6 protein-coding genes are annotated in these 13,631 nt (G+C 57.7%); 5 read left to right on the forward strand and 1 reads right to left on the reverse strand.

Annotated features, from left to right (window positions below):
* The first annotated feature begins 340 nt into the window (after positions 1–340).
* From HU739_RS10275 to HU739_RS26710, 5 genes are all read left to right on the forward strand, one after another.
* The gene (locus HU739_RS10275; protein ID WP_186550834.1) at positions 341–928 is read left to right on the forward strand and encodes a UPF0149 family protein; all 588 of its coding nucleotides are present in this window, start codon (positions 341–343) and stop codon (positions 926–928) included.
* A 10-nt stretch (positions 929–938) separates the two neighbouring features.
* Positions 939–1,334 (forward strand): YbaN family protein, encoded by a 396-nt coding sequence (locus HU739_RS10280; RefSeq protein WP_186550836.1) that lies wholly within the window; start codon positions 939–941, stop codon positions 1,332–1,334.
* Between the two features lie 144 nt (positions 1,335–1,478).
* The gene (locus HU739_RS10285; protein ID WP_217844312.1) at positions 1,479–5,210 is read left to right on the forward strand and encodes a hypothetical protein; all 3,732 of its coding nucleotides are present in this window, start codon (positions 1,479–1,481) and stop codon (positions 5,208–5,210) included.
* Between the two features lie 617 nt (positions 5,211–5,827).
* Positions 5,828–6,187 (forward strand): DUF6124 family protein, encoded by a 360-nt coding sequence (locus HU739_RS10290; protein ID WP_186548715.1) that lies wholly within the window; start codon positions 5,828–5,830, stop codon positions 6,185–6,187.
* A gap of 461 nt (positions 6,188–6,648) precedes the next feature.
* Positions 6,649–11,175: an Ig-like domain-containing protein gene (locus tag HU739_RS26710; protein ID WP_225922821.1), complete on the forward strand. Its 4,527-nt coding sequence runs from the start codon at positions 6,649–6,651 to the stop codon at positions 11,173–11,175.
* Between the two features lie 83 nt (positions 11,176–11,258).
* On the opposite strand, the gene HU739_RS10300 is transcribed toward HU739_RS26710, so the two are convergent.
* On the reverse strand, positions 11,259–13,544 hold the full coding sequence (locus HU739_RS10300) for an autotransporter outer membrane beta-barrel domain-containing protein (protein ID WP_186548717.1): 2,286 nt from the start codon (positions 13,542–13,544) through the stop codon (positions 11,259–11,261).
* Positions 13,545–13,631: the final 87 nt, after the last annotated feature.

Consider the following 13,631-nt stretch of genomic DNA (forward strand, 5'->3'; position numbering starts at 1 on the left):
AACAGCCGGGGCTGCTTAAACAAAACGTAAGAACGCATTGCATGAAACGCACAATACGAGCAGGAATCGCAAAACGCGGCAGTATACCCGAGGCCTTCCCTGCGCAGGGTGCCGCTGATAAGACACTGCCCATTCAGCCATACATGGATCCTGTAGGAGTGAGCCTGCTCGCGATGACGGCGGCACATCCGGCAATAATGTGACTGATACGCCGCTATCGCGAGCAGGCTCACTCCTACAGGGATTTGTGTTGCTTGCGGCAAATCTGCCATGCGGCTGGCTAGAGCGCGCAAGAAGGCCTAGAATTCCCGCATTGTTTATTCCCCAAGGTAGCCCCGTAATGTCCTTCGCTGAGCAACTGACCCGCCTGCAAGTCTTCCTCGACGCCGACGAGCTGCACGAAGAGGCGCTGGATTACGTCGCCGCCCACGGTTACCTGACCGCGCTGTCGATCTGCTCCGAAGACGTCCCGGAGCGCGAGTGGATCGACGCGCTGTTTGCCGAAGAGCCGCACTACAGCGACGAAGCCCAGCGCGCCGAAATCGAAGCCACGCTGATCGGCCTCAAAGCCCACATCGCCCGTCAACTGGCCTCGGATGAAGAATTCGAACTGCCTTGCGAACTGGACCTGGGTGAAGAGCCGGACGACTCGGATCTGCGCGGCTGGTGCATCGGCTTCATGGAAGGCGTGTTCCTGCGCGAAGCGGCCTGGTTCGAAACCGCCGAAGAAGAGGTCAGCGAAATGCTCCTGCCGATCATGGTCGGCTCCGGCCTGTTCGACGAACAGCCAGAGTTCGAAGACATCGCCAAGGACGCCAACCTGATGGATGACATGATCGTGCAGATCCCGGAAGCGCTGACCGCGCTGTACCTGCTGTGCCAGGCACCCGACGAAAAACCGGCGATTCTCAAGCCACGCCACCACTAAGACCCGGCCTATGGACAATCCCATAGGCAACCGTCCCCTGATGTTGCGCTACGTCCTGCTGGCTATCGGCTGGCTCAGCGTGGCATTGGGGGTGATCGGCATCTTCCTGCCCGTCCTGCCCACCACCCCTTTCCTTCTGCTCGCTGCGGCCTGTTTCGCGCGCAGCTCCCCGCGCTTTTATCACTGGCTGGTCGAGCATCCTCGGCTCGGGCCGTGGATCCGTGGTTACCTTGAGGGCAACGGCATTCCGCTCAAGGGCAAGGTTTATGCGATCGGGCTGATGTGGGTGAGCATTCTGTTCTCGTGTTATCTGGTGCCACTGCTGTGGGCGCGGGGATTCATGTTGACCAGTGCCGTGTTGGTAACTGTTTATATTTTGCGGCAGAAGACACTCCATAAGCGCTGAGTTGTAATTAAGTTGCGCGCAACAACAGCGCCCCGTTGATACCGCTCATCTGAAGAGCGCCCGCACCTGTCAGATCTGACAGGTGCGCAAGCCCACCAATACGCGTTAACTCACTCCGTCGCCTATGCCCACGGAGTCAGCGCCATGTCCAGCCCCAGCGAGCCTCTCGTCCTCGCGGAACTCGTCATCCCCGGTCGCACCGGCCCGGTAGCGGAAACTCCGGTGAAAATCTGGGGCATCAACATCGCGGCCGCGCTGGGCAACTTTCCACTTAATGGTCTGCTGTGCCAGGCAGGTCCGTGGGCGAACATGGCGGTTGGCGACACATTGACCCTCTATTTGGGCACCGGGCAAAACGTGTGGGTTGAAACCGTCGACAAGACCGAGGTCAACACGCAGCTCCGTATGTTCGTACCTTCCCGACACATGGTCGATGGCCTGTTCGCGGTGTCCTATACGGTCAAGCCCTTGGGCGGCACGGATCAACCGTCCGAAGTCATGCAGGTGCAGCTCAAGCTCACTCGCCCGGGCGGGCACGATGACAACGATGACAGCGGGCATTCCAAGCTGATCATGACGATGCCCCAAGAGATTGTTGACGGCGGTATCGACCAGGACAACGTGGCCGAGGGCGTGCCGATCACCGTCGGCAACAACGATGGCACGCCGCCTTATCCCTTTGCCGCGGCGGGCGATGTTATTCGCATCAGCTGGGGTGGCATTTTCGTGTTCAGTGAGGCGCTGACCCAGGAACAGGCTGAAGGCAAAGCGCCGATCATCGTGACCATCACCGAAGCCGTCATCCGCGAGGCCGGTGATGCGGACTCTCCCGGCGTGGCCGTGGTGTTCGAGGTATACGACTGCGTGCTCAACCGCTCCGAGGACTGGAGCCCCGAGCAGCGTGTGCCGGTGGCGGTGGATGCGACTCGGGCGGACGCGCCGTTGCTCAAGGAAACGCTGAACAATGTACTGGACGTCGACAAGCTGGGCGACGCCAATGGCACCGTGCAGATTATCGCCATGGATAAGAACAAGTTCGAGGTCGGTGACCTTGTATTCATCAGGATCAAGGGCACGCCCGTCGAAGGGCCGCCGATTGATTGGGAACCATCAGCAGGCGTGGAACTGGAAAGTGTGCCGAGCGTTATGGAAATCATGGCGCCCAACGCCGTGCTGCGCCAGTTGGCCAAGTCGCAGATCACCTTGTCCTACCGCCTGGAAAAAGCCGATGCCTCTGTCGATTTACGCTCCAAAAGCCAGTTCATCCGTGCCATCGGCGAAATCCAGCGGCTGGCCGCGCCGATCATGCTGGACGAGAACTCCGGGGCGCTGGACCCGACACTGCTGCAAATCAGTCTCGAGATTCCCTTCGACAAATCCTTTGTCGAAGGCCAGGTCCTCAAACCGGTCATGCTCGGCACTACGCCAGGCCTCAAGCCCTACCTGCCTGACCTGCCAAGGCGCCCCATCACCTACAACGACATCGTCGAGGCGAAACCGTTGCAGTACAAGATTGACGGCAAGCATCTGGCCCCGGTCAACGGTGGCACGGCCGAGTTCTATTACCAGCAACTGGTCGCCGCTGCGGTGCTCGCTACACTGGACCCGTTCGAGGCCACCCGGGCCGTTCGCGAGTCGATTCACACCGAGATCCTGCAAGTCGGCAAACCGCGCCTGGAACTGCCTGAACCGGTGGTGGCCGGCGTGGTGGACGGCGTCCTGCCCCCCGACACTGCCGGCACCACCTTGACCGTGCCGTACACCGAAACGGTCGCCGGCGACGAAGTCTTCATGTTCTGGATTGGTTCGCTCACCGGTGAGTACACCGACTCGATCAAGCTGAACGAGTTCACCGCCGGCAAGGAAGTACCGTTCAACATCGAAGCCAAGCTGATCAAGGACAATGAAGGCGGAAAGGTGATCGTCCGGTACCAAATCAAGCGCACGGCGGGCGGGACGAGTTATGCCGAGCCGCTGGAGTTCAGTGTTGGGGTGGCGCTGGATCTCACCGCACCCGGTATCAAGGAAGCGCCGAACGGCACCAGCCTCGACCCGATCAACGCGCAGACCGAACTGACCGCGGTGGTTGACCCTGGCGGCCTGCGCCTCCATGACGAAATCACCGTCACCTTCACTGGCGCCGTCGGCACACCCGCCGGCGGCTCGCACACCACCACGCCATGGACGGTGACCGCGCTCGGACCGCAGCACATACCGCTGCATGTGCCGGTCATCGCCTTCAACCTCGGCAAAACGGTGGAGATAACCTACACCGTGACCCGAGACAGTAAACCGTCACCGTCGTCGCCACCGCTGACGCTGGTGGTGCTGCCGCTGGATAATCGTCACCTGGACAAACCGCTGATTCTGCAAGCGTCGGACGGCGGCGAAGGACGAGAGCTGGACGTCAGTCTGTTGACCGCCGCCGCCACCGTGCAGGTGAATAGCTGGCCGCATATTGCGCTGGGGCAGCCTGTCTGGTCGCAGGTGAAAGGCACCAAGAAGGATGGCGGTGTCTACGACGTAATATTCTGGGAACCGCCCCGCGCACAAACCAACGCGACGTGGATCAGACAAGGCTTTTGGACGTATTCGATTCCGCTCATTGATCTGCAGAAGCTGCAAGACGGCAGCGAGTTGACGGTGATATTCAAGGCGGGGCTTGGGGGTAGCGCGGTGGAGGGCGAGGCGGTGAGTTTTCCGCTGCGCACGTACATCGTCAAGACTGTTGAAGATGTGAAACCGGAAATCGGCAAGATCACCGGTTCGACAAACGAGGCCGAAATTCCTCAAGGCGGGGTCACGGTGGAAACGGCCGTAACCCTGAGCGGCGTTGCGGCCAAGGGACAGAAAGTCGAAGTCTTTGACGGCAATGTCTCCAAAGGTCAGGCAACGGCACATGCCACCACAGGTGTCTGGACGTTGCTCGTCACTGCCCTGGCTGTGGCAGCACACAGCTTCACCGCCAAGGCGCTGTACGGTTCCGGTGCATCATCGGCGGCCTGGACGCTGACTGTCACAGCGGCCACCGCGCCGACATTGACATCGGCCAAAGGCTCTCCCAGCGGTGTCGAAATCCCTCAAGGCGGGGTGACGGTGGAAACGGCCGTCACCCTGAGCGGCGTCGCGGCCAACGGCCAGAAGGTCGAAGTCTTTGACGGCACTGTCCCCAAAGGTCAGGCAACGGCACATGCCACCACTGGCGTCTGGACGTTGCTCGTCACTGCCCTGGCTGTGGCGGCACACAGCTTTACCGCCAAGGCGCTGTACGGCTCCGGTGCATCATCCGTTGCCAGAACACTGACAGTCGTCACACCTTTGATAATCGACGAAAGAGACGTTCTTCTTACCGGACCCAAATGGGTGTTCCTTGATCCAGTTGACGCTCCCGTCGCGCTCCTCCAAGCTGGTGATTTTGTAGATCGTTATCCTACCCAAGGCACACCACCCTATACCTACACCTCAGACGACGTGCGAATTGCCAGGATATTCGACCCAAGTATTGGGCGGATCCAAGGCGCCGGAAACGGTACAACTTATATAAACGTATCCGACGCAAACGGGAGTAAAAAACGAATAAAAATCACTGTGCAGGGGGTTCGATCCATTCATCGATCGTTTAACTACTACACCGCAAGCGGGTGTGATGCGTGGCGGACTGAACATTCACTTTTGCCGCTTACGCTAGATTTGTTCTCAACATTCATTATCGCGTTTCCCGCTTCATCCCAATCAACTTTCTTCTTCTGGCGAACAAACGGACATCATTGGATACGACTGGAAAATTGGGATGCCCCCGCAACATGGAGATATCACACCGATGGTCTACATCCTGATTCAGGGACTAGAGCTATTGGCTGGAAGGAAACTCTTTAACGGGTTCATTCCAGCACTGCAATTCTAAATGCATGGTGATTCCTTCGCCCGGCCAGCAGATGGAGTCATCGGGCTTTTGAAGACGAAAAAAGGAGACGGATTTACTTAACCAGCAATTTAGGCAGCGGGACTTCATCGAGGTTTCTGCTGACAGGGATGGCCCCTTCGCGAGCAGGCTCGCTCCCACAGGGAAATGCGTTCCAAATGTGGGAGCGAGCCTGCTCGGGAAGGGCTCAGTGAGTCAGCGCAAATCGGCATTTAAACGAAGGTGTTTAAAAGACACCTCCAGACACGCCTCCAAGGCTACAAATCCTTGCGCCATTGCCTACAGCCAAGCCAGAATCCGCCGGCTTGTGCACTTTGGGGTCGGATTCTATTGTGGATCGGTCGCTGACGAATCAGCGATCGGGTTTAGCGACTCGGACCATCTCAGTGCATCAGCGTTCGTGGCTTCGTTGTGGGACTTTTCGCCCGCAATTACGTTATGGCGGCTGTATGCGGGAGACCTTTGGGTCTACCGGGGTGCCTGTGACCGGTTCGCTAACCTGCGTACAGCTGCCACCTTCACTTGTTTAGCGACAGGGAAAGGGTGGCTCCATAACCTCAGGAGCTTCACCATGATCAAACCAACACCCAACCCACCCGAAACCGACCCCACCTCCCCCTACGAATCCCTCGATTCAAGAAAACTCCACCAAGCCGCCGACCGCGCCCTCGATCACTACCTCTGCCCACCCGGCTCCACCCCGCCGCCTCGTAGCAACCGCGCAATGTATGCCGTCACCGCAGACACCAAAAACGAAGACCTGCTGGCCAACGCCTGCGAAACGCTCGCTTCGGCGAAAAACATTGCCAACGACTTCGCCAGCCTCATGCCAACATCGCAGCGCCGAACGCTGCTGGGCATTGCGCAACTGATTATGCTGGGGGAACTGGCGGTGAACCGGGTGCTGGATAACCTGGAGTTGCCAGGGTGATGCCGGCTGGCTGAGTTGTCCGGCGATCATGCCGGCCTCTTCGCGAGCAGGCTCGCTCCCACATTTGATCCTTGTCCGGCACAAAATCTGTGACTACTGAAGAACCCTGTGGGAGCGAGCCTGCTCGCGAAGGCTGACTCTCAGTCAACACATGGCTTCAGGCAGAAAAACCCGCCGCCCAATCAACCGGGTCGGCGGGGTCGGGCCGTTTCCGTCCCACTGAGTCCACCCTCATTGGGTGCCCCGACAGCATAACCGTTGGTCGCAAAGGGGCATTCCCCTGTCAGATCTAACAGGTGCGCAAATCAAACAACACGCGTTCAATCATTCCATCCACGGATGCGAGTGTCCGCCATGTTCGCCAATGATCCCGTTCGGGAAGAATCCCCGACTCTGCAAGCGTTCGATGTCACGGGCCTTCGCCACTCAAGCTCTGAAAACCCTTCAAGAGGGATGTCCTGATGCCTGCCGGTTCGATTTCCCTGTTCCCGCCCTACGACGATGAAAACCAGCCACTGGCGCTGCGACCAATCCTGATCGCGGGGATGCAAGCGCCCGTGGAGGACGGCGATGGCGGGATCAATTTCAAGACCGCCACCGACTACCCCGACGGGCTGCTGTGCGCCATTAATCCTTATCTGAGCCCCATGAAAGAGGGCGACAAGCTTGAGATTCATTACAACGGGGGAAAAATCCTCGAACGATGGGTGGCCGCCGACGAAGTCGATCAACGGGTGTTCTTTTATTTGCCGGCGCCTGAGCAGTCTGGATGGATTGAAGATTGCCATTATGTGCTGACCCGTGCAGGTGAGACCGTATCCGATCCACCTTCCGCGTCCCTGCGCTTACTGGTCAAGCTTTACAAGCCTGGGAACTTTGACAGAACGCCGCATTTACCCGGCCATTCAGAGTTGCACATCGTCCAATTGCCTGCGGAACTGGTAGAACAGGGTGTCATCGATGCGGAGTGGGCGAAAAACGGCGTGTTAGCCACGATACCGTTTTACGTATACATCACCCGCAACGACCAGATCCGTCTGCAACTGGGCAGTTACTCGCTCCCCGCGCATGTCGTCACGCAGGCACAGGCCGAGCATAAGGAGCCGATTGAGATCTACATCAACCAGGACGCCATTCTCGGCGCGGGTGATGGTGAAGAAGTGGAGATCAGATGGCGCGTCAGTGACGAAGTCTGGAACTGGGCCGACACTCACTCCCAAACCACTTGCATCGATGTGGACGCCGGCGGCTGGCGCCTGGAGGCGCCGATCATCAAGGAAGCTTTTAACAAAGTGATCACCATCAGAGACCTGGACAAGAAGCCGGTAACGGTGCAGATCCATGTCAGAGGCGATGAATTCGACCTGGGGGATACTCTAACGATGACCTGGCTCGGTAAGCCGCCGAATAATGGCAAACCGATCAGCCTTAGCGAAACCCGCATCATCGACAACATCCCCAGCGTGCTGGAAATCCCGGTGCCCTATGAGGAAGTCAGGGCGATTGCCCAAGGCACGGCCGACGCCTCCTACATTCTCTACAAAAAAGATGGCGGTGACCCGCTGTCGTCAAAACGCGCCCTGGCTGATGTAGTGGGCGACGTCGACATGCTTCCCGAGCCAATCCTTCTGCAGTTGCTGGGCGACACCCTCGATCCGGACGAGCCCTACGCCACTGTCGAAGTCCGCTATGCCATGAAAAACGGCGACCTGATCAACCTGGTCTGGCTGGGTAAGAAATCCAACGACCAACCCTATCTGCATGAACAGCCTCATACCGTCAGCGAAAACGACGCCAGGCAAGGGTGGGTCAGGCTCTACGTCAATGCCGAGCACATCAGCGTGCTGGTCAACGGCACACTCGATCTTTCCTATCGGGTCGCCAACGACGATACGGGGCTTTACAACGTCCGCGAGTCCGAGCGACTGCTGGTCAGGGTCGAGAAGGTCAGGGCGACGCTGCCCAAACCTGTTGTCGAGGAGGCCGAACCGCCCGGGGACGTGCTCGATCCTTCCAAGGTATTCGACAATGTTCATGTGCTGATCGCCGAGGCGAACACCGTCAGGGGCGATGTACTGACCTACTACTGGCGCAGTCCCAATCCCTTTGGCAGTACCGGCGACTGGTTGCCCATCACCACGGTGAGCGAAGGCGAGCCCGTGCGCTTCAGGGTCGACAAGGAATATGTCACGGCGAACATCGGGCAGTACGTCAAAGTGAGTTATTCGCTGTCGCGCGCCTCGACCGGACGACATGAATATTCGGCCACGCTTGATTTGCTCATCGGCGAGTTGGTAGGTGACTTGCCGCCGCCCGAGGTGATCCAGGCACCTGACGGAACATTGGACCCGATGAGCGGACTGAACGGAGTGGATGTGAAGGTCAGTTATCGGAGCATGAAGCCTGATCAGGACGTTATCCGGTTGAAGTGGCTTGGCTCACCGGGACCCGGCACATCCGAGGATCTTGAGTTGCCTGGGCACTCCAGCGGCACGGTTGTATTCCACCTGCCCTCTACATTGGCCGGCGCGAATATCGATCGACGAGTCAGCGTCGAGTATGAGGTAACGCGCTATACCATCACCACACCTTCACAAACGCTGGATCTATACGTTTCGGGTTTTTCCGATCCAGAGAGTCAGCTACCCCGTCCTGTGGTTCCTCAAGCGCCGAGCGGAGTTCTGGATTTGATGACCTTTAGCGCGGATGCCAGAGCCCTTGTTGAAAAATGGTTGCACATTGCCCCCAAACAAATCATCTGGCTGCAATTGGTGGGAGAAACCACTGCCGGCGATTGTTACGTCATCAAAATTATCGACGGTAAAGAAATAACCGCTGCCCAATTGAGCAGTGGGCTCAACGAAACATTGCTCAGAAGCGAGTTGGTCAAACTTGGACATTCCACCGCAGCGACTGTAATTTGCAAGGTCGCCTTCGATGGCCGCATAGATGAGAACAGCGCTTATGTGTTTCCACTGCTGCCATTGACCGTCAGAACCCGCTATGACTACATCCAGCCAACCATCAGCAAAGTCACGGATTCACGCAGCGAAATCGACGAAGGCGGCACCACCCGCGACAACGAATTGACCATCTTCGGCACCGCCACACGAGATGAAACCGTTGAGCTGTTCGATGGTGAAACGACCTCACTGGGGACAGCGGCAGTCGACACGGACAGCACATGGAATTGCAAGATCGGCATACTCACCGAAAAAACCTACAGCATCACCGCCAAGGCTCTTTATGACGCCGATCCGGTGTCGAGTCCCCCCAGAACCTTTACCGTCAAATTTGCAGAAACACCCGAAGTCCTCGCCATCACCGACTCGCGAGGCCCCGTCGCGCCGGGCGCCATCACCTATGACAACAGCGTCTTCGTAGCAGGCAGCGCGACCCCCAACCTGCAAGTGCGCTTGCTGGGTGCCGATGCACCGGCTATCACTCTGGATGTCGACGAACGGGGCACATGGAGTCACCGCCTCAACAACCTGACGGTCAAGACCTATAGCCTCACCGCCGAGGCGCTATACGATATTGATCCGCCGGTTGGCAGCCCCAGAACCTTCGTGGTGGCTCAGGCCGTGACACCGACGATTTCTCGGGTGAGCGATATCCGAAGTGATGTCCCCATGAACGGCACCACTTATTATCGAACCGTTACCCTGACCGGCAAAGCCAGCCCCAACGAGAAAATCACCCTGCTCGACGTCGACAAGCCAATCACCACCTCGGACGTCAAGCCCAGTGGGGATTGGGACTATGTCTTCAACAATCTGACCTTGAAAACCTACAGTCTTATCGCCAGGGCCGAATACGGCAGTAATCCGGAGTCAGCCCCGCCCCGGGTGTTTACCGTGGCGGCCTTTATTTCTCCGACGATTACGGCCGCTGTCGACTCCGTCGGCCCGGTTGCGCAAGGCGGAACCACGTATGACAGCACGGTCACGTTAAGTGGTGAAGCCACTCCGAGAGAACGGATCCAGCTCCACAACAAAGGCACGCCCATTGGCGCACCGATCGACGTCGCAGCCGACAAAAAGTGGAGGGCGCCGCTCACCAGTCTGGCGACCAGCTCACACAGCATTACCGCCAAAGCCTTGTATGGTGCTGTTCCGGTGGACAGTGAACCAAGGAACTTTACCGTCGCCGCCCACATCGCCCCCAAACTGACATCGGTCCATGACGGCATCAGTGAAGTTCAACCGGGTGGAGAGACCAAACGTACTTCGGTGACCTTGCAAGGCACCGTCACACCCAACCGTCAGGTCCAGATTTACGATAACAACACCCCTAAACACACAGTGACCGCTGTCGGAAGCAACTGGAGTACGACATTGCCGGTAGCCATTGGCCAACATGCGATCAGAGCCAGAGCCGTCAGTACCGGACAGGAAACGGAGGTTCGCAGTTTCAGGGTCATTTCGCCGATTCCGCCGCTGGTGTTCAACACCACCAAAGTGTTATTGAACGGTAAGACTTATTTAATGCCGGAGCATCCTTCGGTACTCCCGCCTTTTGGACCGGGCACGTCGACCCATCATCGGGCATCCGGAGGAAATCCAAATTCGAATTATCGTTACTACTCCAGCAATGAACGGGTGGCCGTTGTAGACGGCACGGGTCTTGTCACGGTCAGAGGCAAGGGCAGAACACAAATCACAGTAACTGATGGAACGACCACTGCTCCAGGTTACGAAGTAGAAGTCACCGGTGTCATACATTGCATTGGGTTGGGCAATGGAGACTATTACACTATTACCAATCGAGCCTACGCGAGAGGGACTTACCTGACGACCCTCGCTCAACTAAGAGAAATCTTCAACCTCTACGGAAGTCGCTGGCCTATGGGCAATGGTTATTATTGGTCAACCAACGTCGCAGCAAATTTTCCGTTCTTGCGCCTTTATATGAAAAATCTCGTGACGGGGCAGGAGGCCCATGTCCAGCACTATGCTTCATATCCTTTAGGGATCGGGGTCATATAGGCAGTTCGATGGCTTCAGCAAAACGCCTCGCAATTTTGCGAGGCGTTTTTTTTAAATCTTTAATCCAAACATCATTGGATTACTTACCAGCGGTACCACACCCCCAAATTCACCCCATAAGGCTTCTCGATATGCTCCCCTCTGGAGTAATCAAAATCAGCACGCACCTGCCATTTCTCCGACATGGCCACTGCCAGCCCTGCGCCGAACTCGGCCCGCGAGCCTGACAAATCATTGTTGAACACGTTGTCGTTGACCTTCACTTCGTTGTTCGTAGCGAACTCATGGGCAATGGCGGCACGTACATATGGGCGGACAACGGTGCCGTTGCCGACAGTGAAGTTACGCCCGAATGTGGCACCGGCCTTGCCGAGCAATGAGCGCGTGCGATCACCATCAGCGCGCATGTCGTTATCGAGTGTGTAGCGCTTGTCCTGGATCTGCACCGCCGACCACTGGGTGAAGGGCTGGACAAAATACCCATCGGCCCATGTGAATTGACGACCGAACTCCACCGAGCCACCCACGCCCCAGTTGTCGTAATTGCCCTTGGCACGACTGCCGTCGCTCAGACCCACTTTGGACTCGTTGCGATAGCGGTTGAACTTGAGCACGCCGTCCAGGTAGTAACTCTTGGCGCTGTCAAACCAAGTAAAGTAAGGGCCGAAGTAGTAGCTTTTCACCGTACCCGAAGTGCCGTTTTTCAGGTCCAGATCCGACTCGCTCGTGCCCGCCAGAACCCCCACCAGCACATCGCTTTCACCCAGCCGGGCGTCGGCGCCAAGGGACAGGCCCTGCTGCGTCTGTTGATAGCCCACGCCGGAGTTATCAGCGACGTTGTATTTGTTGCCGTAGGTGCGGATCCAGCCACCGGAGCGGTCGCCGTTGAAATGCAACTCATCCAGACGGTTGCGTAACGGCCCCATGTCGCCGTACCACACGGTGAGCGCGGTGTTGAACAGCGCCAGTACCGAACGCGCACCGGGGCTGATCACCTCGGTGGTCGGGTCGAGAAACCACTCCTTCGCCCCCCCCTCGATTTCCCGACTGGCCAAACCGTAGGACCAGGTGCCGACATCCACCCTCTGCTCACCCGCCAGGGCAAAATTGGCACTGTCAGTGGTGGCGGTACGCACCAGCGTCAAGGCCTGTGGCGACGCGGCATCCAGGCCAGAGGCCGCAACTGCCAACGCGAAGTTCCCCGCCGAAGCGCCGGTCACGTTGAGAAAGTCATGCTCACCACTGGCGAAATTGCCCTTCATCAAAAACGTACCTGTACCCGCGAGCGCGCCGACGTTCAACTGGTAATAGGTATCGGGAGCATCCGCCGCGCCGAACGTCACACGCCCGCCGTCCATGCGCATCGCGCCGATCGAGTCGTTGCCGGTCAGGGTCCAGTTCGAATTGCTGTTGATATTGACGCCTTCGACGTTGTCGAGGCGTCCCGTCAATTGCGAGTTGTTTTCCAGCGTGACGTTGGCAGTAGAGCTGCCGTCAACCAGCACATTGCCTGTTATTTCCCCTCGGTCGAAAAGAAGATTGGCCGTACTGTTATCCGCCACATTGACGTTTCCATTCAACGTGCTGTTGGCCACGGTCAGGCTCGCGATCGATGAGCCTTGAACATCCAATAATCTGCCGTTGCCAGCAACAAGGCTGGAACCGTCGAGAACGTTTATCGTGGCCTCAGTACCACGATCCACCAGAATCGCAGAACCACCAATACCTTGCACCGTGGAATTATCCAGCGAAAGGGTACGGCTTCCCACATTGAGGGCATCATTGACCATCCGCACCCCTGTCGCCTGGCCGGTGATGGTCGTACGCGCGGAAGCACTCACCTCTCCACCAAGGATATTCACACCAATGCCATCGCTGGCCGCGCCCATGACTTGCGTATTGGTCAATGACAGGGAGCTCAGGCCCGTAACCTGCGAACCAATCAGTTGTCCACTGATCTGGCTGTCGGACACGGTCACGGTGGCTCCGCCCGCGGCGACACTGGAGCGATTGACCGCCAGCCCGATTTCATCACTGGTCACCGTCGTTCGATCGATGCTTGCCCGACTGCTGGTCACGGTTACGCCATCACCACCGTCGTTACCAACGATGGTGCTGCCGTTGATGCTTAGCGACGAACCGGATTGCGCCGTGATCGATCGGGTATTGGCATCGGAGGCATTCAGTACGCCTTTGTTGCGCACCAGGTAGTCGGTAGGCGCGGTAGACGAATCGATATTCAGCGTGGTGTTATCAACGATAGTGGCCGAATGGGCAAAGTTTGCGAAAAAAAAAACGGCTGGCAGGCAAAGCATTACTCCAGACCGTGCTGAAAAAGCGCGAACGTGTGATACATCCAACATATTCATGATTGATTCACCTAGAAATTATTACGGGCCCGAGCAACTCAATAGCATTGACGGGAGCGAACAATAACCTGACCTCTCCACAACAAA

The organism is Pseudomonas hamedanensis (genome assembly GCF_014268595.2).
GTDB lineage: Bacteria > Pseudomonadota > Gammaproteobacteria > Pseudomonadales > Pseudomonadaceae > Aquipseudomonas > Aquipseudomonas hamedanensis.